The sequence below is a fragment of the Mucilaginibacter sp. OK098 genome, assembly GCF_900142915.1.
GTDB lineage: Bacteria > Bacteroidota > Bacteroidia > Sphingobacteriales > Sphingobacteriaceae > Mucilaginibacter.
Genome location: NZ_FRCM01000002.1, coordinates 416073 through 438023, shown reverse-complemented (window position 1 = coordinate 438023; position 21951 = coordinate 416073). Strand labels below are relative to the sequence as shown.

The window sequence follows — 21951 nt, the reverse complement described above, 5'->3', positions numbered from 1 at the left end:
CAATTTTCTTGTTTTTGCATGCCGTAATTTTGATCATAATTTAAAGATCAAACAAAAAATGAAAAAGCAAATCTTATTACCAGTTATCCTGTTGTTGCTGGGTTTTACCTTTAACAAAGTTGCTGCTCAGGGTGATTTGGCTGAGGCTAAAAAGGCAATTGCCGCAAGCAACAGTATTTATTTTCAATCGTACCTAAAGAACGATTCATCTATTTTTATTAACCGCTATGCGGAAGATTGCCGGATTATGTTGCCAAATGCACCCGCAATGAAAGGGCATAAAGGGGCACTCGACTTCTTTAAAATGACATGCAACAAACCAGGCGGGCTCCATAACGGGAAATTTATTACTACCGATGTTTATGGGCTTGGTAATGGCTATGTGACTGAAGAAGGGGTCTGGCAGTCTTTTGATAAAAACAATAAAATGACAGATAACGGAAAGTATTTGGTGCTCTGGAAAAAGACTGCCAAAGGCTGGAAAATGTTCAGAGACTCTTTCAGCAGCGATAACAAGCCGGTGGCACCTGCAAAATTATAATTGATGAAGCATAAATAACCCCGTTTATTTATGACTTAAAAAGCGGGGCACCTTTTCAAAAAGTATTTAGCAACGGTTTATAAAAAGTGCCGGGGGATAAACAATGGAGAAAAAAAGAATAGGATATATAATAAAAAAATAAGCCTTAAGTTAGGGATTGTAAAGGTTAATCAGCTTCCTGTGTTACAGATTTACTCAGAAAGAACCCTATACAATTCCAGGTTCAGGTAATAGTTGCCTTTACCAATTATTCTTTTTTCAAGAATACCCATGTCGGTTAATTGGTCAAGGTATTTTCTGGCTGTATTTTCCGCATAAATATTGGCCCCGGTCAAATGTTTCACCCGTGTATAAGGCTGGGTAAATATTGCATTTATCAATGATTCTGGTCTTGCTATATCTGTGTCCTCAGTTATAGCTTTTAAAATAGCGTCTTTAGCCGCTATAATGTCATTGATTTTATCATAAGTAATATTAGCAGTTGCTTCAACAGCTTTAAGCATATATAAAAGCCAGTTTTTCCAGCTCCCCCTTTGTGTAATGCCTGAAAGCCCGGTATAATATTCTTCTTTGTTATCCATAATATACCTGCTAAGGAATAAGATTGGATAATCCAACAATTCCTTTTTGGTGAGATAATGGATATTGAAAATCCTTCCCGTACGTCCATTACCATCCCTGAACGGATGTATGGCTTCAAACTGGAAATGCCCGATTGCCATTTTGATCAGTGGATCTACAGCATATACCTTATCATCATTTAAGAAATCAATCAGATTTTTCAACTTTGCTTCAACCACTCCTTTACCCCTGGGTGGCGTATAAGAAACTTTGCCTGCATTCGGACCCGTTCCTCCTTCCTTAATAACAATCTGCGCTATCGGAGTTCTTATGCCGTCATTAAACTGGCTGACGGTTCTGTACATTTTAATGAAATAATGTTCATCAAATAATTGATCCCCCTTTAAATAATTGTAGCCTTCCCACAAAGCTTCTCTATAAAATAAGATCTCTTTAGCGGGGCCGTTTAATTGTTTAACATGTTCTTCGCTGTAAGCTTGATATAATTCGTCATCAGTGGTAAAAATATTTTCTATTGCACTGGAGGCCTTTGCTTCCTGCAAACTAATGGAGTTGATTAATAGTCCCTGGTTAGGAATAGCTATACTTCTGCCTTGCAAGCGGCCAAGTGCTGCTTTGGCATTGCCAAGTTGCGCATACACCTCTATATCTTCATAAAGTTCCTTATCAACAGGTAATTCAGGTAAAGTATTCCATGGAACGTTTCTGTCGTTATTTATAAGGTATGCCATATACAAATATGGTGCATTGGATTGACATTAAAAAATTGATATTTTAAGGTTAAAGATAAGTGGGGCATTAAAATTTATGATTTAGCTCCATTAAACCTTAAAATATCAATTTTTTAATGTCAATCAAAGTTTGGTCATCAATGTATCACTTGCATTACTTATTGCTTTTAATCTCAACCCTTCTATTCAATTTTCTTCCGTCTTCAGTGGCATTATCAGCAATAGGTTTGCTTTCTCCATAACCTTTAACAGCAAGGTTATCGCCTGCTATGCCGGTATTTACCAGGTACAATTTTACAGAATTGGCCCTTTCAATTGATAAAGCCATGTTATGATCGTATGATCCCTCGGCAGAGGAATTGCCGTTTAAAATAAACTTAGCTGTCGGGTCTTTTTTCATCTCGGCAGCGGCCTTATCTAAAATAGGGTATGATTCTGTTTTTAATATGCCCGAGTTAAATTCAAACTGGATATTTTTAAAGTTATAATCAGGCGGTGCAACAGGTGCCGCTACTGGTGCAGGTGTTTCCTGTACCGGAGCCTGTGCAGGAGGTGTTTCTTTTTTTACAGGCACAGGATCGGGGGGATAAGTAACGGCTGGCCTGGTAACAATAGGCTTTTTGGCCTTACAGGCAGGTAATACAGCTACAGCTAATAAAATAACGAATACAAATAAGTGCGATTTTATAATTTTCATAAAGTAATGATGTATGGGTGTAAATATAAAAAACGCAGCTTAAAGGTGCATATTGTAAATTATGAACATACTCACACTTTCTGCAAACACCAGGTAGTCATACACCTCAAATTTTGCACATTGGTAGTTTTAATGGGTTCAAATAACTTACCGTTCAAGTCGCTTGTATAATCAAACAGCATTTCTTCATTCACCAAAAAGCGTTCAGAACCATCAGGCAGGAGGTAGCGCCCGCTGCCAAGATTTTGCACCAGCGTTTCAATTCCGATATCCGATGCCAGCCGCGCAAACAAATATCCTCCCGGTTTTAGCACGCGCCACATAGATCGCAGCATGCTGTCAAAATGAAATGCATTAGTGGCAAAATGCAGTACTGCGCTGCTGATCACCAGGTCAAAATATCCATCATCAAAAGGCAATTCCTCAGCTGCAGCAACCCTGAAATTAGTTGATGGAATATCTGGCGCCAGGCTGGCGGCCAATTCTGTTACCACTTTAACTACCTGCGGATTTGGGTCTATACCATAAACATCAAACCCATTGCGAAGGAAATAAACCAGGTTTCGCCCTCCTCCGCAACCAGCATCCAGTACTTTATTGCAATTATTAAAGCGGCCTTTTAATAACTGATCAAACAAATAAATATCAATATTGCCGTAAAGCTCCCAAAGGTTGTTTTGCATAGCGCTAATGTAGGTCGAACTTTTTAGATATTAAAAAACCCCTTTCGGGGTTTTTATTTAGTTGCTCATTTTATTTATATGACTAATCATCATTTTTTCTGTCTTTTTTGTCATGGTGCTCAAACCTTTCAAAGCCACCACAATCGGTAATTTTGTCTTTAATTACATCATAAATAGCAGTATTGCTGGTACTGCTTATTACAATTACACCTCCTGTTCTTGTAGCCGCTTCAAGCGCTGCTGCGGCTGTGTTGCTTATCAGCTTGTTTAAATGCAGCTTTATGATGGTAGCCAGGTCAGTTTTACCATCAACGGTCACATTGTCTGCCTCGGCTTTAATAACGGCATTATCATTAAAGTCAAATTCAATAGGTATTACTGTGCCGGTGCTTGTTGTAAAGTTGCCTTTTAATGTGAGTGGAATAGGGCCTGATGTGCTTTTTTCAAGCACAACCTTTATTTCAATTTCGCTATAAGTGCCGGTATCAATGGCCGTGCTGATTACAGTTGGAACCGGGGCAAAGAGATCTACATTCAGCAAACTTTTTGTTTTGATCTCAATTTCTGTGTTCATTTTTTTTGCGTCCAACTTAAAGTAAGCAATGTTGGCAATGCCTGATGTCCAGGTGATGCTCGCTGTTGCATTGGTAGTTAAGCTGCTGCCCGTTGAGCTCGCAAATGAGCTTGCCGAATTATCGGCGCTAACCGCAAAAGCCATTCGAGTTCCTGAAGTTGAAGAAGAGGAGTTGTTGCTCTTTTTACACGCACTAAACATAAAGGCTATCACTATTATGGACAGTCCTTTGATTGCATAATTCTTTTTCATAGCTATTTGTGTTGTTTATTAAGTTATTGGTGTTGCTTATTGTAATGCCTTTGTTACAACAAACAAGGTTGCTTTTTTGTTTATATTTTTTCTTTTCGAGATATTTTTTATCTGTTTGCCTGTTAGATAATTTCTGTTATCTTTGCCGTAATTCCTGATTTGTTAACCCATTAAATATCAAGGAATCATGACAGAGCATATCTACATATCATCCCTTGCGCTCATTGCCTAAACGGCAGACAAAATTCTTTTTTCATTTTTTTTGAAGGATAAAATTGTGGTGGCTTTGTGCTGTCACCAGTTTTTTGTATTGCCCAATATTTTACAGGCCAGCTGAGCTTTAGCAGAGGGTATATCCCTAACCCGGGGATGAATCATCCCGAATTAAAATCAATTAAATAAATTTTTAATACAGGAAGCCTTATGGACCTGCAGAATTGGCCGTACCGTTTAAAATCGGCCAGAAGAAAAAAACGACTCGTAAGAAAAGATCGCGATAAGCAATTAATTCAGCTGGATAAGCAGCATAGTTTACTTTGCAAAGAGAAGCAGCATTTGCCAATGATACCATTGGAACACCCCTATCAAAAAGGATGGAAAAAGATCTTCGTGCTACATAAAGATGTACAGCAAAGTGAAAAGGTAGTGTTTTACCAGGGAATATTGGATAAGATCAATACAGTTGAATACCACTATGATAAAAGCTTTAAAAAAAGAAAAAGACGCAAGCAGCGCTATCATTATGAAGAGAAGATCCAAGCCTTACGCGAGATCTGTAATTACGATTGGTATAAAAATAAGTTGAAACTCTCAGAAGCTGAACAAGCTTGTTTTTCTAGAAAAGAAGAGTGGTTGCCAGCTAGTAAAATGATAAGAGTTACTTACGCTTTCACTGAATCATGGCGCTTTGTACTGGCAGTAAAACCGCACATTATTTACGAAGTAAAAATGGTGGATGAACTGCTGGAGCAGGAGTTAAAAGCTATTGATAACCGGATTGGTAACCAATATTTATGGCCAAAAATTCATCGCTTAACCAATGGGAGGAGTTGCCGTTATTGGGCTGATATCCTTTTCGAAAAGCCAAAATACATTAACAAATTAAAAAACAAACCCAGGTACACCAACAAAGAGGCGTACCTGGATTAAAAAAGATAAAACCCAACATGGGCACATTAAAAACAAAAGATCTGATAAAAATAGGTTATACCAATAACCAGTTGATAAGCCTGGTATTGGGCATAACCTCAAAATATTTTAAACATTACTGTAATGAAAAGTTGATTGAGTTGCTGATAGCCATTAAAAACAACCCGGAATTACACCTTAACGATGAGATAACGGGTAAAATAGCCGGGAAGATAATTGGCAAGGTTGCTGAGCCTGCTTTTCAAACCTTCGGGTTAAGGGATACCCCTTCGCCTTGCAGTATTTATGGGGGTAAGGATATTGAGGCCGTTGCTAAAAAGCAAATGGAACTGGCTATGTTATTGTCGGTAAGCGTGCAGGGGGCTTTGATGCCCGATGCACACATGGGTTATGGCCTGCCTATTGGCGGCGTGCTGGCCACTGATAATGTGGTAATTCCCTATGCTGTCGGTATGGATATAGGTTGCCGGATGGCGCTTACTATTATTGACGAAACCGATGCTTTTATAAAACGCTTTGATTACAAAGTTAAGCAAGCCCTTAGAAACTTTACCCATTTTGGTATGGAAGGCGGCCTGGATGTAAGGCAGGAGCATGAAGTATTGGATAGCCCTGTTTTTGGGCAGATTCCTTTCTTAAAGTTGTTAAAAGGCAAGGCGGTAAGGCAGCTGGGTACATCAGGCAGCGGTAATCATTTTGTTGAGTTTGGCACAATTGAGCTTGCTGAAAATAACACGCTGGGTTTACCTGCTAAGAAATATGCTGCGCTGCTGTCACACTCGGGCAGCAGGGGCCTCGGCGCTGCAATTGCAAAACATTATACGCAAATAGCGATGAATACCTGCAAGCTTCCACGCCATGCGCAGCAACTGGCCTGGCTGGACCTTGATAGTGAGGCCGGGCAGGAATACTGGCTAACCATGACCCTGGCCGGCGATTATGCAAAGGCTTGCCACGAACGCATCCATACTAACCTGTTAAAGGCACTGGGATTAAAGGCCATTAAGGTGATAGAGAACCACCACAATTTTGCATGGAAAGATACCCTGGCTGATGGCAAAGAGGTGATTATACACAGAAAAGGTGCCACTCCCGCACATGCGGGTGAGCTGGGAATTATTCCCGGCAGTATTACAACACCTGCTTATTTGGTTAGCGGTAAAGGGGCAGATCGTTCATTGTTTTCGGCATCGCATGGGGCAGGCAGGGCGATGAGCAGGCAAAAGGCTAAAGAGAGCATGACAGTTTCGGCTATGAAAAAGCTCTTGTCAGGTGCGGGTGCAACACTTATTGGCGGCAGTGTTGAAGAAAATCCGCTGGCTTATAAGGATATAGAAACGGTAATGAATGCTCAAAAAGACCTTGTGGACATCCAGGGTAGGTTTATACCAATGATTGCAAGAATGAATAAAGATTAAACAAATGAAAAAAGTAATTATACAAATAACATCAGGCAAAGGCCCGGCAGAATGCTGCCGGGTTGTGGCCCTTGTACAGCAAATGATATTGAAACAGGCAAAGCAGTTGGGGATTAATACCGAAGTATTGGAAAATGTAAAAGCCGAAAATGAAGGAGCCTTACTATCGGCAACCTTAATGGTTGAAGCTGATAACCTTGATGCATTTATTACCGAATGGCAGGGCACCATCCAATGGATAGCCCAAAGCCCGTTTCGCAAATATCATAAACGTAAAAATTGGTTTGTAGGAGTCGCAGTTTTCGATATAAAAGAATTAGCGGCATGGGATGTAAAAGAAGTAAAATTGGAAACCTGCAGGGCGTCTGGCCCTGGTGGTCAGAATGTAAATAAGGTGGAAACGGCTGTCAGGGGCTTACATGTGCCTTCAGGCATCCAGGTGCAGGCTATGGATAGCCGCTCACAATTGGAAAATAAAAAAATATGTATAGCCCGACTTCAGGCAAAAGTACTGGCCTGGCAAACGAGGCAATTAGTTGAAGAACAACAAGGCAAATGGCTGCAGCATCATTCATTACAGCGGGGCAATCCCGTTAAAATCCTAAGCGGCAATTTATTTTAAGTTAATTAATCTCAATAGCCAGTGCTGCTTTGTTATGCCTTTGGTAAAACAGCGCACTGGCTATTACTTTTTATCCCACAGTTTTTTGGTAACCACCTGCCCAATCACCTGGTCCCTGTAATTCCTGCTGATGGGGATCCGGTTATTTTGGATAAATATTTCATTCCCTTCAATGCCATCAATTTTGCCGATAGCAACGATATAAGATTTGTGTACCCTGATGAATGCCTTTTGGTCCAGGTTCTCTTCTAAATTTTTTAGAGAAAGCATTGTTACATACTTACCTTTCAGGGTGTATATGTTTACATAATTTTGCATCCCTTCCACATACAGGATCTCTTCAAAAGGGATCTTTTCGTATTTGCTTCCGCACTTGATAAAAAAATAATCATCAGGCTCTGTTACTGCGGCATCATTCGAGAAAGATTTCATGAGCAGGCGGTGATAATCGCGGGCTTTGCTTGCCGCTTTAAAAAAACGTTCAAAGGTTACCGGTTTTAACAGGTAATCAAGCACATTTAACTGGAAGCCTTCAAGGGCATATGATGGATAGGCGGTTGTTATCACCACCATTGGCGGTTTTTGCAGGATCTTCAAAAACTCTATCCCGTTCATTTTTGGCATCTGGATATCAAGAAAAACCAAATCAACGGTTTGCCGGTCAAGCAGCGGCAGCAGTTCCAGCGGGTTTTCGCCTGTGCCGCTGAGCGTTAAAAAGTCAACCTCCCGCACATAATTAGCCAATCCCTCGCGGGCTAAAGGTTCATCATCAATAATTACACAATTAATCATCTTTTTAACTATGAAATATTTAGGCCATCAATTGTACCGATGGCGTTACTACAAGTTCAGACAGTTGCAGGTCGCATTTCACCACAAAGCTGTCCGGGTTATTTTTAATCTCCAGCTCATATTGCCCGGGATAAACAAGATCAAGCCTGCGCTGCACATTTTTTAAACCAATCCCCCCGTAATTTATTACTTCTGTAAGCTGTTCTTCTGCCTTACTATTTGCTATGTCAAGATACAACTTGTGATCTGTTACAGCTATCCGGATAGTTATCCAGTTAGGCCCGCCTTTGTGTTTTGAAACATGTTTAAAGGCATTTTCTACAAAGGTCATTAATATAAAAGGCGCTATACCCAGGTTAGCCGGGTAGTTCTGGCCGGCATCAAAGCTAACCTTAAGGTCCTGGTTCTGGCGAAGTTTTTCGAGCCCGATAAAATTTTCAAGATAGGCAATTTCCTTATCAATCGGTATCAGGTTATCGTTACTTTCATAAAGCTGATGCCGTAGCAGTTCAGAGAATTTGGCCAATGAATCAGAAGCCATATTCGGGTTTTTATGGATCAGGAAGAAAATGGAATTGATGCTATTGAACAGGAAATGCGGGTTAAACTGGTATTTCAGGAATTTGAGCTCTGTCTCCAGCTTTTCCTTTTCCAGCGCCTGCTGCCGTCTTTGCGTTTCGAGCCAGTTTTTGGTGAGTTTAATGCTCATGGCCAGCGTAATGGCGGCTATTGTGGATTTCAAAGGATCTCCCTTGGCCACGTGATAGAAAGTGTTCCAGTCACTGTCGAAGCCAAACATCTTCTTTGCGTTGCTGCCGGCTATCCAGGCGGTCACGTAGTATCCCGGAACAATTAGAAATGACGACGCGACGATAGACAATGCCAGGAAAAGCATATACCAGCCGTAGCGGCCTTTTTGCAGGTAGCGCGGCACCAGGAAATACAGGTTAAGATATACGGCGAAAGCGGGGAAAATTACATAAAAGAAACATTTGGCAAAATAAACAGAAAAAAATATTTCGTGAGCAGCCTCGTAGGGACTGCCGATATATAGCGCCCATAGCAGGTAGTTGTATAACATCCAGAAAGGGATATGGTAAAGCTTGTATTTGAAAAACCAGTTTTGAGAAGTCGTCATGGATGGCATAATTAATAAAGTTACGGCTATTCAGTTAATAAATACAGGCCGATATGCCAATGGCCGCTTTTAATTGACGAAATACACCGGGCAAAGGATAACCGGTACATTACCCTCTTTCAATCACCGGCGACATTAATTCGTGCCATTTCATGCGCCTCGTCAATTAGCGGCCGCAGCTCGTCAATCGGATTTTTGCGTGCCGCAGATGAAAACTTCCTTTGGAGCATGAAAACGTTATTGCTCATCCTTAGCGGATTGTTGTTAAGCACTATTGCCCAAAGCCAGGTCAGCGGTACGCTTACGGATACCAATGGCAGCCCGGTATCATTTGCCACTGCGGTATTGCTGAAAAGTGCAGACAGTACGCTGGTGCGTTCGGCGGCCTCGGACGAAAAAGGGGTTTTTAGGCTTAGCGCTGCGCCATCCGGCACTTATACCCTTAAAATCAGTTGTATAGGCTATATGGACTATTTTTCACCGCTGACTATCCGCGATCCGGCTTATGATGCCGGAACGATCCGGCTAAAAGCCGCCGGCCAACAATTGAGCGAAGTGGTGATCCGCTCCGGCAAACCCCTGGTGCAGCAAACAGCAGGGGGCTTGGTGGTCAATGTACAAAACAGCCTGCTGGCCAAAGGTAGTTCGGCTTTGCAAGTACTTTCACGCTCACCCGGCGTAATTGTTGACCCGCAAACCAGCGCCATTAGCCTGAACGGCAAAAGCGGAGTTATGGTAATGATGGATGGTAAACTCCTGCGCCTCTCGGCCGACCAGGTGGCTGCCCTGCTCAATGGCATGACGGCTGATGATATCGCTCAAATAGAACTAATGGCCACGCCGCCCGCCAAATATGATGCCGATGGCAATGCCGGGCTGATCAATATCGTTACCAAAAAAAATAAGCGGGCAGGTACCAACGGCTCAGTAATCGTCTCGGCCGGTTATGGTAAAGGAGCAAAAGAGTCTGCGGATATCGATCTGAACCACAATAGCGGTAAGATCAACTTGCACGCCTCTTATAGTTATAATCACGATCATAGCTATGCTTTATTACTGGCTCAGGGCACATCAAACGCACCGATAATTGGCGGCCTTCCTAATTTTCATTATAATGGAGAAGGGAATACCGCAGCTGCTTACCAGGGTTTGGCTGCTGGCCTGGATTATCACCCCGGCGCGAAAACCACCATTGGCGGCAGGGTTTATTACAGCATCAGTTCCAGTCAAAACAACAGCCATAACTTTGGCAATTACGCAAGTATAGATTCCAGCCTGGTGTTTGATTCGCAATTGGCCGGCACCAGCTATACCCACTATCTGCACCCCAGCCTTTTTCTCGAACAAGCCATTAGCAAAGAACAAAAACTCAATATTGGCCTGGATCTCTTTAGCCATCGTAGCAACGGCACGACGCAAGTGCAGAGCAATTTCAGCGATAGCCTGTTTGCAGCCCGTCAGCGCAACCTGGTCAATGCCAACATCAGCGTATTTGTCGCTCAACTGGATTACAGCAATTCTTTTAACAAAGGGCTGCAATTGGAAATGGGGTTAAAAAGCACTTATACACGCAGCAAAAGCACCTCTGCCCTTGAAAACCTGGTGAATGACCAGTGGGTATCGGTCAGCGCAGGCACCTCGAACGATCTGGCTACCCGCGAACTGATCGCTGCAGGCTATGCCGTGCTGAACTGGAAGCCCGATAGCCTGACCAGCCTGTCCGCCGGGGCCAGGTACGAATATTCAAGCAATACAACCGATCATTCGCTTAATGCGCAATATTTTGTAGACCGAAAGCTGCGTAAATTGTTTCCGGACGTTTTTCTCAGCCGGAAACTGAATGCGACAGACGAATTACAATTGTCCTATACCGAACGGATCAGCCGCCCGTCTTTTGCCGATCTGGCTTCTTATGTCTCTTATAACTCCCCAACTTCTGTTTTTACAGGCAACCCTGCCCTTAAGCCGACCATCACCCATAACTTAAAGCTGGCGTATAACGCAGATGACTACTTGTTTTCCCTATTGTATAGCCATGATACCGACCCCATTGAAGGGGTGCAGGGCGTGCCAGGTCCAACTCCCGGCCTGGTTTACCTGATGCCGGAGAACGCAGACTGGCAAAATAACCTTACAGCGCAGGCGACCATCCCGGTGAAGGCAGCCGCCTGGTGGGAGATGAACTATAATTTGACCGGCGGATGGCACCGATACCGGATCAGCTATTTCCCCGAACTCCTGGAGAAAAGCTATTTCAGCTATTCCCTGAATTTTACCGAAAGTTTTAAACTGCCCCGCAATTACGCCATTGAACTGTCCGGCTATTATAACTCCTCATCCTATAACAGCAACTCCCGCTCAAATGGGAACGCGATCTTCAACCTGGGTTTTAAAAAGGAGCTTCGCGATCAAAAGGGGAGTTTCCAGTTGAGTATAGCTGATGTTTTTCGCGCTAACAATTATCGCGGCCACCTCGGAGTGCTTATCACTGACGCTTTTAACAGCGATGTTTATGTAAATTACCAGCCTGAATCCCACTTTCGACCTATCATCAAGCTATCCTATAGCCGGTCATTTGGTATTGCAAATAATAAAAACCAACGCTCAACTGATGCAGCATCAAAGGATGAAAGGAGTCGGTTGTAAACGCCTGTTTAATGATATTTTATTTATTTGGTTATCAATATTATATAAATATTGCCTTGTATAAATGTAAAATCAGCTACCATATTGCCTTGTATTTTTGTAAAATGCGGGTATTTATTGCCTTGTAAAGTAAAATATTTGCAGCCTCCTTACCTTCTCTTCGTCAGTAGGTTGCAATAATTTTGTACCTTAATCAAAATTAAAAGGTAATACCGTTTTATAGTATGATTTTAATACCCCTGAATAGTAAACGCAAAAAGGCGTGGCTATGCACTGTTTTATTAATTTTGATCTTTACCCCCGGTTTACTGCAGGCAAAAAAAGTTATCCCGGTACCTTTCAGGGTTGATAACCTTAGCTGCGAGTATAAAATAAACCCCATCTCCATTGATGTTACTAACCCGCGCCTAAGCTGGAAATTGATCACGCTGCAAAGAAATTTACACCAAACTGCTTATGAAATCAGGGTGGGTACCAATGCCGCAGCGTTAATAAAAGGAGGAAACCTGGTTTGGACATCAGGCAGGGTATTGTCAGACCGGTCTGTGCATATTTATTATGGCGGCCCGCCATTGGCATCGCGCCAAAAAGTTTACTGGCAGGTAAGGGTTTGGAACAATAAGAGCCAAACTTCGCCCTGGAGCCAGATCAACTCATGGAAAATGGGCCTGCTTAAACCCGATGACTGGTCGGCTCACTGGATCCAGAGTAATGATCCATTGGATACAACTGGTGGCCCAAGTCCCATGTTTCGCAAAGTATTTACGCTGGGGCACAAGGTAAAGGCAGCGCATTTATACATATCAGCCCATGGCCTTTATGAGGCGCAGCTAAACGGAAAACGAATAGGGGATGATTATTTTACACCGGGCTTTACAAGCTATAAAAAACGCCTGCAATACCAGGTTTATGATGTTACATCGCGCCTGCAAAAAGGACTTAACGCTTTTGGGGTAACTATTGGCGATGGCTGGTACCGGGGTTATACCTATGATCGGAAAAAGAATGTGTACGGAAAAAAGTTGGCTCTGCTTTTTCAGCTCGAAGTGATCTACAACAATGGCAAACGCCAGATTTTTGTATCAGATAAAAGCTGGAAGGTTGCGTATGGCCCTATCCAATCGTCATCATTTTTTAATGGCGAGGTTTATGATGCGAACAAGGAAAAGCGTGGCTGGACAACTGCTGCTTATAGAGATGATGCCTGGGAACTAGTAAAACAAAAGAACAAGGTCAAAGATTATCTGATAGCATCTGCCGGGCCGCCTGTAAAAAAACAGGAAAGGTTTTCCCCTCTTAAAGTGCTCACAACTCCCGAAGGAGACCGCGTGGTAGACTTTGGGCAAAACCTGGTGGGCTGGGTGCGGTTTAAATTAAAAGCCAAAGCCGGTGATACCTTAAGGCTTTTCCACGCTGAAGTACTTGATCAGAAAGGTAATTTTTACACTAAAAACCTGCGTTCGGCAAAACAGGAGATCACCTATATTTTTAGGAGCGATTCGGTAGAAACATACGAGCCGCACTTTACCTTCCAGGGCTTTAGGTACTTAAAAATTGTGGGTTATACCGGCCCCATTGATTCAACAAATGTGGCGGCTTATGCCCTGTATTCGGATATGGATCAGACAGGTAAATTTACTACCTCAAATCCGCTGATAAATCAATTGCAGCATAACATACTATGGAGCCAGAAGGGTAATTTTATTGAGATCCCTACCGATTGCCCGCAGCGTGACGAACGGATGGGATGGACAGGCGATGCCCAGGCATTTTGCCTTACCGCTACCTTTAACATGGATGTTGCCGGGTTTTTTACCAAATGGCTTAAAGACCTGTCGGCAGACCAGGTAAAAAACGGGGCGGTACCTTATGTGATCCCCAATGTTTTAGACTCCACCTATTCAGCCGCTTCGGGTTGGAGCGATGTGGCAACCATTGCGCCGTGGAATATTTATTTAGCCTACGGCGATAAAGAGGTGCTGCGCCAGCAATATGAAAGTATGAAAGCCTGGGTAACTTACATTCAGCAGCATTCCCGCAATAACCTCTGGGATACAGGTAACCACTTTGGCGACTGGTTGTTTTATGCAGGCACTGATTATGAAGACGGAGCTGCACATACCGATAAAAACCTGATAGCGCAGGCATTTTATGCCTACTCAACCCAATTGCTTATTAATGCGGCAAAGATCCTGAACAAGGATGACGATGAAAAAAAATATATCCAGCTGCTCATCAACATAAAAAAAGCATTCCTCAGCGAATATGTTACGCCTAATGGGCGTATGATATCGGGCACGCAAACCTCATATGTGCTGGCATTAAATTTCGATTTGCTGCCTGAAAACCTGCGTGAATCTGCAGCAAAAAGACTGGTGCAAAATATTGATGGCTATGATGGGCATATAACCACCGGTTTTTTGGGGACACCTTACATTTGCCATGTATTAAGTCGCTTTGGCTATACCGACAGGGCTTATGAATTACTGATGAATGAGTCGTATCCGTCATGGCTTTATCCTGTTAAGAATGGTGCAACAACCATTTGGGAACGCTGGGATGGTATAAAGCCTGATAAAAGTTTTGAAGACCCCGGCATGAATTCCTTTAACCATTATGCTTATGGCGCCATTGGCGACTGGATGTATGGAGTAATTGCCGGTATAAATACGGATGAAACTGCGCCCGGTTTCCGTAAAATGATCATCGCCCCACACCCGGGCGGCAAGCTTAAAAATGCAGAAGCCGAACTGGAAACACAATACGGCAAAGTTAAATCGGCATGGAGCGTTGATAGCGGAAAAATTACAATTGATATTACCGTACCGCCCAACACCACTGCACAAATTATTTTACCTTTAGTAAATGGTGATGTAACCGAAAGCGGGGCTGAAATTAATACTGTTAGTGACCTTAGCAATATTAAAAATGTCGGCAATGATATCCAACTGACAGCGGGTTCGGGCAGTTATCATTTTGAATACACCTTAAAAAGTGTAAAACCAAAAAAAGCGTAGGGGAACGATGTGCAGATTTTGGATGTGCGGATGTGCGAATAATTGATGAACTAAAATTAACCATAAAACAATGGGCCACAATAAAAATATCCCACATAAAAAGGCCGCTAATTCCATATCGGCAATTACAGCCTTGTTGCTTATTTGCTTGTCCCTCGCTGTAAAAGCTCAATTCCATATCATCCCACAACCACTAAAAATAATAGCAAAAAAAGGCACATTCACCTTAAAAAACAATGATGTTATTGGAGTTGATGAAGCCAATAAGACCACCGGCATTTACCTGCAAAACTACCTCGCAAAAAATTATAACCTGCACTTAAAATTAAGGATAAAACCAACTGTAGCGGCTATCAGACTTTTGATAGATTCTACCCGTACCAATGGCAGTTACTATTTAAACATCACAAAAACCTATATTAACATTACAGGCAACAGCGATGGCATTTTTTACGGGATTCAATCCCTGATCCAGCTTTTGCCGGCTACCGGACCAGCGCCTTTGCACATAACGGAATGTACCATTGCAGATGAGCCACGATTTGAATGGCGCGGATTAAGTTTAGATGTAAGCCGTCATTTTTTTACGGTTGACGAGGTTAAAAAGTATATTGATATGATGGCGCATTACAAGCTGAATGTATTTCACTGGCATTTAACGGATGATGAAGGCTGGCGGATTCAAATAGATAAATATCCGAAGCTTACAGATATTGGTTCAAAGATCAGCTTTTATGAAAAGCAGGGAAAGTTCAGGAAGCTGGATAATTTGATAGATGGCGGTCGCGATGGCTTTTATACCAAGGATGATATTCGCGAAGTGTTAAAATATGCCAAAGAACGCTTTGTAACCGTACTGCCCGAAATTGAAATGCCCGGTCATAGCGAAGCTGCTATTTTTGCGTACCCTGAGCTGGGTTGCCAGGATTCAACCGGTGCCACACACCGCGTGCGGATGCTAGACCCAAGTGAAAATACCTTCACCTTTATGGAAAATGTACTAACCGAGGTTATTGATCTTTTCCCAAATCAATACATCCACATAGGCGGCGATGAAGCCGAAGTTGTGGATTGGTTGAAAAGCCCAACAGCGGTAGCCCTGATGAAAAAAGAGGGACTGACAAAACCTGAGCAGGTTCAAAGTTATTTCATCAAACAGATAGAAAAATTCCTGCTTTCAAAAAATAAAAAGCTGATCGGCTGGGATGAGATCTTGCAGGGCGGTCTTGCCCAATCAGCAACGGTAATGAGCTGGGAAGGCGAAGCCGGCGGCATTGCAGCTGCAAAGATGCACCATCCCGTGGTGATGACACCACTGCCCTATATGTACTTTGATGCACCCCAGGCTAATGAAAGCCTGGAGCCCATAGGCTGGAATCCGCCAGTGCCATGGCAAATGGTTTATAATTACGAGCCGCAATCAAAACAATTAAGCACTGATGAAGCTAAATATATTATGGGTGTGCAGGGCAATCTCTGGGCGGAAAAGGTGCCAAACCTTAAACATTTGGAATACATGGTTTATCCCCGCGCACTGGCAGTTGCCGAGCTTGGCTGGTCATCAAAAGAAAATAAAAACATCAGCAGGTTTGCATATAAGCTTAATCAGCAATACGGCTTATTTAAGCTATGGGATCTAAATGCCCGTTTGCCGAATATTGCGAACATGGGCGATGTGGTTACCAACCACGATCATTATTCTTTAACATTAAATTATCCTTTAAAAGGTGCGAAGGTCCGCTATTCATTAAACGGTAAAGCTCCGGATAGCACGGCATCTGCAACATCCTTCCCGGTAAAAATAAATGAGGCGCTAACAGATAGCATTAAGCTTTTTGCCTATACCACATGGACTTTCGATAATCAGCATATATTACAAAGGGAATTTATAAAGCATGTAATGGTTAATCCAGTTGATAGTACAGGCAATTTGCAGCCGGGTTTAAGTTATAGTCTGTATAAAACAAAGGAGTTGAATTATAAAAAACTGGATACTATTGCTGCCGCAGTAACAGGAATACTTAACTTTCCGCAAGCTTTTATAATTCCTATAACTAACACCCCGATTAATAATTGGGTTAAGGTAAATGGCTATATAAAAATTAATGATGAAGGCGATTATCAGCTAACTTCAGGTTTTGAGGATAGTCCGTTGCTGTTTTTGGATAATGTGATAGTGGTAAACAGGGAAAGAAATAGCTATGTTGAACCACAAAAGGCTTTGCTCCATTTAAAAAAAGGCTATTATGCCATTAAAGGTTATTATTTAGCTGATGATACAAACAGCGGGCAAAACTTATTACAGCTGCAAACAGCCGAAGGTAAGGTGCTTGATCCGGCTGCTTATTTATATCATTTATAAGCTAATTAACTCAATGAAAAAACTAAGCCTATACTTAATTCTGTTTTTAGCAAGCACCGGCGTATTCTCGCAATCATACAACCAATATGTTGATCCTTTCATCGGTACGTCAGCAAACGGCCATACTTTTCCGGGTGCTACAATCCCCTTCGGTATGGTGCAGCTAAGTCCCGAAACCGGCAACTTCGGCTGGAACTATTGCTCCGGCTACCGTTATGAAGATACTACTATAACCGGCTTTGCCCATACTCACCTGAGTGGTACGGGTGGTGTTGATTTGGGCGACGTGCTGTTTTTTCCATACCAGGGAAATCAACCTGGAAAATTCACAAGCAGGTTTTCAAAATCAACAGAAAAAGCAAGTCCCGGGTATTATACTGTAGTTTTAAGTAATAACAATATAAAAGCGGAACTTACAGCATCGGCACATACAGGAGTGCATCGTTACACTTATACCAATGCAGGGGCTTCGCACCTGCTTATTGATCTGCAAAGCGGTTTGGTTGATAGCAAAGAAGAACTTGAAAACCACGTTTCTGAAGGGCACATCAATATCACCGGTAAAAACAGCATCAGCGGTTATGCCTATACCAGCCAGTGGGTTGATAAAAAAGTGTTTTTTGTTGCCCGCTTTAGCAAAGCATTTAAGGGATCTCATTTTATTGATGGCGATACCCACAGGCGTTTAATTATTGATTTTGATACCCAGCCCGGTGAGGCAGTTGAAGCAAGAGTAGCCATATCAGCAGTGAGCATTGAGGGGGCAACTAAAAACCTTGCCGAAACTATAAATAAGCCTTTCAACAAAGTTAAGGCCGATGCAGCCGCTATTTGGGAAAGCTACCTGGGTAAGCTTAAAGCTGAAGGCACGCAGCAACAAAAGATCACCTTTTACACCAGTCTTTATCATACCCTTATCCAGCCGAATAATATTGCCGATGTTGATGGCAGATATCGCGGTGCCGATGGTAAAGTACACCAATCAGCAGATAAGGTATTTTATTCCACCTTCTCCTTATGGGATACTTATCGCGCAGCGCACCCCCTCTACACTATTATTTGCCCTGCTAAAGACGGACAAATGGTAGAAAGTATGGTGCAGCATTTTAACTCGGTCCATTTGCTGCCGGTTTGGACGCTTTGGGGCAAGGAAAGCTATGCCATGATAGGTAATCATTCCATACCCGTTATGGTTGATGCCAGCTTAAAGGGCATAAAAGGGTTTGATAAACAGAAAGTATTTGCTGCTATAAAAGCCACCCTCACCCAAAATAAAAATCCAAAATACGATTGGAACCTTTACATGCATTATGGCTACCTGCCCTCAGATACCGTTAAACGAGAAGCCGTGTCCCGCACCCTGGAGGCCGCTTATGATGATTGGTGCGCCGCCCAATTGGCCAAAGTATTGCACAAACAGGCAGATTATAACTATTTCACCAAACGATCAAAATTTTATGTCAATCTTTTTGATAAGTCGACCAACCTGATGCGTGGCAAATTATCAAATGGTGATTGGGTTCGCCCCTTTGCTAATTTGGATAGCGGACAGCTGGCCATTGGCGGCGATTATACCGAAGGAAATGCCTGGCAATATGTATGGCAGGTACAACAGGATATTCCCGGTTTGATCAGTTTGATGGGCGGCAAAAGGAAATTTAGCGAAAAGCTCGATTCATTATTTACTATGGATTCAAAAGTGTTTGGTAAAGGATCAACCCTTGATGTTACCGGTTTGGTTGGCCAGTATGCCCATGGGAACGAGCCAAACCATCATGTTGCTTATTTATATACCATTGCGGGCAACCCTGCTAAAACCCAGCAGTTGGTTCGTCAAATAGCCGATCAGTTTTATCTCAACACACCTGGAGGCCTTTCCGGTAATGATGATTGCGGACAAATGTCGGCATGGTACCTGTTTACGGCTATGGGCTTTTACCCGGTTAACCCTGCCGATGGCAGGTATGTATTTGGTGCGCCGCAGCTAAGTAAAATTACAATCAATTTGCCTGGCGGGAAAAAATTTATAATCCAGGCCAAAAACCTGTCTGCAGCAAATAAATATGTACAGAATATAAGCTTGAATGGTGTTAGTTATAAAAAAAGCTATCTCACTCATCATGACCTGATGAATGGCGGCAGGCTGATTTTTGTTATGGGGAATAAGCCAAACGAACCGGAATTTTAAAGAGATTGCCATAACCCTGGCGGGCACTGGGTGGGCCATTGCTTTGACGTAAATTTCGGTTCCTTCCGTTCAATTAAAATTATCTTTCAGTTTAACGATGCGTTCTGTGTGAGATCCGGGACGCATTTTTTATTGATTTTTAAAGGTTTATTATGCCGCAAATAGTAATCCAATAGCCTGCTTTTGTATCAAATATTTTATTTGCTATTTGTATAGTATTTATTAACTTTGTTTTAGTATTAATATTCAAAAAGGGTTTAGCCTGTATAGAGATGGCAGTTTTGATGATGAATACATAAAATACGAAGCATAAACCTATTTATTTTATACATAAGCCAAATTGAGATGAAACAAGTATCTTTTTTATTACTGATTATATTTTTAACCGCAGGAACTGTTGTTGCCCAAAAAACCAGCAAGCCTGGCAACATCATTATCGTATCTATAGATGGTCTCCGCTGGAAAGAAGTTTTCCAGGGTGCGGAAAAGCAGCTGATTACCGGCAAAAAGTTTATTTCCCAGGATTCGGCCCAGGTAATGAAAAAATATTGGGCCGGAGATGAGCAGGAAAGGCGAATTAAATTAATGCCTTTTGTATGGAATACCATAGCTAAAAATGGTCAGCTGTATGGCAACCGGGACCTGGGAAGTAAAGTAAATGTTAAAAACCCGTACTGGTTTTCATATCCGGGCCGCAACGAAAATTTAACAGGTTATGCCGACCCGAAAGTAAACTCAAACGATTACCCGGATAACCCTAACAAGAATGTTCTGGAATTTATTGACAGGCAAAAGGGGTATAAAGGCAAAGTGGTAGCTTTTGCATCATGGGATGCTGTAGCCAGGATTATTAACCGTAACCGCAATGGTTTATTAGTAAATAATCCGTTTGAAGACCTCAAAGAAAACAACCTTACCGAAGCCGAGAAACTGGCTAATGAAATTCAGCATTATGAACCTCAGATCTGGGGCGATGGCGAGCGCCTGGATGCCAACACCTATGCGCTGGCAAAATCATATATCATGGCGAAACACCCAAAGGTTGTTTACCTGGATCTGGCCGACACCGATGATGATGCGCATGAAGGTAAATATGATTTCTACCTGGATGCCATTCACAATATTGACGCAATGATTGGCAGATTGTGGGATTATTTACAAAACGATCCGTTTTACAAAAACAATACCACCATAATGGTTGTGCCCGATCATGGGAGGGGGGAAGGAGACCAATGGACAAGCCATGGTTCAAGTATTCCGCATGCAAATGATACCTGGTTAATGGTAATTGGGCCAAACATAAAAGCTATTGGCGAAGTAAAAAATAATGGACAGATCTACCAGGATCAGTATGCAAAAACTATCGCCAGGATCTTGGGCTTCAACTTTACTTCGGTAAACCCTATCGGCGGGGTTATAAATAGTGTTATGAAATAAATAAACATTAATCCGCACATATCATGAAAAATCAAAACAGGAGAGGTTTTATTCAAAAACTGGCTATTGGGGGCTTATTGATAACCCCATTTCAAAAATTAGTTGCCACACCGGTTTCTGTAGAGTTGCAACGCGAACCCGCCAAAAAAAAGATCAGGTTTGGTATTTGTGCCGATATTCACCAGGATATTATGCACGATGGGGAATTGCGTTTGCAGGTTTTTATTGATGATATGCAAAAACAGGATGTTGATTTTATCATCCAGTTAGGCGATTTTTGCCGGCCCTATGATAGAAACCTTCCGTTTTTAAAAATATGGGAGCAATTTCAGGGTCCCCGCTATCATGTGATAGGCAATCATGATAACGACGGAGGCTTTACGCACGACCAGGTAATTACATTCTGGAAGGCTCCGCTTAAATATTACTCTTTTGATAAAAATGGATATCATTTTGTTGTGTTAAATGGTAACGAGCACAACCCCTCGCCCGACAGGCCTGTAGGTTATGCCCGGTATATCGGTAAAGAACAGCAGGAATGGCTGGAAAAAGACTTGCATCAAACAAGCCTTACCACCATAGTATTCTGCCACCAGGGATTAGATAATGATATGGGGGGCATTGAAAATGCAACCCTGGTACGTTTGATCCTTGAGCGTGCAAACCAGGATGCCGGTTTTAAAAAAGTGCGGCTGGTATTCAGCGGACATCATCACCTGGATTATCAAAATGAAATTAATGATATCTTCTATATCCAGATCAACAGCATGTCATACCAGTGGCTGGGAGATTCCTATGTCAAGATTCGTTATAGTACAGAAATAGACCAAAAATATCCATATATCAAATATACGGTACCCTATAAAGACCCCATCTACACAATAGCTGAAATTGACAGTAACGGTGCCTTTTCAATAAAAGGCGCCAGTACATCTTTTGTAGGTCCATCACCAACTGACCTGGGGATGCCCAAACATGAAATGGGCTATGAAGTGGTGCCTTATATTTCACCAAGAAGAATCAAATTTAATAAGTAACCATTTCTGCCTTAGAAACTGATTTGATGAAAGCTTAAACAATCGTTTGCGTGAAATTAAATCAACTAAATAATGGGTTAGTTGT

At 42.2% G+C, this 21951-nt stretch carries 16 protein-coding genes; 10 read left to right on the top strand and 6 right to left on the bottom strand.

From position 1 onward, the window contains the following. Positions 1 to 58: 58 nt before the first annotated feature. On the top strand, positions 59 to 541 hold the full coding sequence (locus BUE31_RS09055) for a YybH family protein (RefSeq protein ID WP_073403115.1): 483 nt from the start codon (positions 59 to 61) through the stop codon (positions 539 to 541). Between the two features lie 191 nt (positions 542 to 732). Here BUE31_RS09055 and BUE31_RS09050 read toward each other — a convergent pair whose 3' ends face one another. The 4 genes from BUE31_RS09050 to BUE31_RS09035 all read right to left on the bottom strand — a co-directional run bounded on the left by BUE31_RS09050 (position 733) and on the right by BUE31_RS09035 (position 4060). Next, positions 733 to 1854 (bottom strand): Fic family protein, encoded by a 1122-nt coding sequence (locus BUE31_RS09050; RefSeq protein WP_073402573.1) that lies wholly within the window; start codon positions 1852 to 1854, stop codon positions 733 to 735. Between the two features lie 154 nt (positions 1855 to 2008). Continuing rightward, positions 2009 to 2551: an OmpA family protein gene (locus tag BUE31_RS09045; RefSeq protein ID WP_073402571.1), complete on the bottom strand. Its 543-nt coding sequence runs from the start codon at positions 2549 to 2551 to the stop codon at positions 2009 to 2011. Positions 2552 to 2622: 71 nt separating this feature from the next. After that, complete coding sequence (locus BUE31_RS09040; protein ID WP_073402569.1) at positions 2623 to 3234, bottom strand: class I SAM-dependent methyltransferase; 612 nt, start codon at positions 3232 to 3234, stop codon at positions 2623 to 2625. 82 nt (positions 3235 to 3316) lie between these two features. Next, entirely contained in the window at positions 3317 to 4060 is a 744-nt protein-coding gene (locus BUE31_RS09035; protein WP_143167069.1) for a hypothetical protein, read from the bottom strand. Positions 4061 to 4483: 423 nt separating this feature from the next. Here BUE31_RS09035 and BUE31_RS09030 point away from each other — a divergent pair, with 423 nt between their 5' ends. Genes BUE31_RS09030 through prfH form a run of 3 tightly spaced genes read left to right on the top strand, consistent with a single transcriptional unit; the run spans position 4484 to position 7249 of the window. Beyond that, the gene (locus BUE31_RS09030; RefSeq protein ID WP_073402565.1) at positions 4484 to 5209 is read left to right on the top strand and encodes a hypothetical protein; all 726 of its coding nucleotides are present in this window, start codon (positions 4484 to 4486) and stop codon (positions 5207 to 5209) included. Between the two features lie 17 nt (positions 5210 to 5226). Further along, positions 5227 to 6627, top strand: a complete 1401-nt coding sequence (locus tag BUE31_RS09025) for an RtcB family protein (RefSeq protein WP_073402563.1) — start codon at positions 5227 to 5229, stop codon at positions 6625 to 6627. Between the two features lie 4 nt (positions 6628 to 6631). Continuing rightward, positions 6632 to 7249, top strand: a complete 618-nt coding sequence (gene prfH / locus BUE31_RS09020; RefSeq protein ID WP_073402561.1) for a peptide chain release factor H — start codon at positions 6632 to 6634, stop codon at positions 7247 to 7249. A gap of 63 nt (positions 7250 to 7312) precedes the next feature. Here the strand turns inward: prfH and BUE31_RS09015 are convergent, their stop codons facing one another. Together BUE31_RS09015 and BUE31_RS09010 are read right to left on the bottom strand one after the other, a co-directional pair. After that, on the bottom strand, positions 7313 to 8041 hold the full coding sequence (locus tag BUE31_RS09015; RefSeq protein WP_073402559.1) for a LytR/AlgR family response regulator transcription factor: 729 nt from the start codon (positions 8039 to 8041) through the stop codon (positions 7313 to 7315). A gap of 19 nt (positions 8042 to 8060) precedes the next feature. Continuing rightward, positions 8061 to 9179, bottom strand: a complete 1119-nt coding sequence (locus BUE31_RS09010; protein WP_200801896.1) for a sensor histidine kinase — start codon at positions 9177 to 9179, stop codon at positions 8061 to 8063. Positions 9180 to 9407: 228 nt separating this feature from the next. On the opposite strand from BUE31_RS09010, the gene BUE31_RS09005 reads away from it, so the two are divergent. The 6 genes from BUE31_RS09005 to BUE31_RS08980 all read left to right on the top strand — a co-directional run bounded on the left by BUE31_RS09005 (position 9408) and on the right by BUE31_RS08980 (position 21866). Then, positions 9408 to 11825, top strand: coding sequence for a TonB-dependent receptor domain-containing protein (locus BUE31_RS09005; protein WP_073402555.1), 2418 nt, complete (start codon positions 9408 to 9410; stop codon positions 11823 to 11825). 224 nt (positions 11826 to 12049) lie between these two features. Beyond that, positions 12050 to 14842, top strand: a complete 2793-nt coding sequence (locus BUE31_RS09000) for an alpha-L-rhamnosidase (RefSeq protein ID WP_073402553.1) — start codon at positions 12050 to 12052, stop codon at positions 14840 to 14842. A 70-nt stretch (positions 14843 to 14912) separates the two neighbouring features. Continuing rightward, entirely contained in the window at positions 14913 to 17204 is a 2292-nt protein-coding gene (locus tag BUE31_RS08995; protein ID WP_073402551.1) for a beta-N-acetylhexosaminidase, read from the top strand. A 13-nt stretch (positions 17205 to 17217) separates the two neighbouring features. Continuing rightward, positions 17218 to 19392 carry a GH92 family glycosyl hydrolase gene (locus BUE31_RS08990; protein ID WP_073403113.1) on the top strand — a complete coding sequence of 725 codons (2175 nt, stop codon included), beginning with the start codon at positions 17218 to 17220 and terminating at the stop codon, positions 19390 to 19392. Positions 19393 to 19737: 345 nt separating this feature from the next. Further along, on the top strand, positions 19738 to 20829 hold the full coding sequence (locus tag BUE31_RS08985) for an alkaline phosphatase family protein (protein WP_073402549.1): 1092 nt from the start codon (positions 19738 to 19740) through the stop codon (positions 20827 to 20829). 23 nt (positions 20830 to 20852) lie between these two features. Next, positions 20853 to 21866, top strand: a complete 1014-nt coding sequence (locus BUE31_RS08980) for a metallophosphoesterase family protein (RefSeq protein ID WP_083619554.1) — start codon at positions 20853 to 20855, stop codon at positions 21864 to 21866. Positions 21867 to 21951 lie beyond the last annotated feature (85 nt).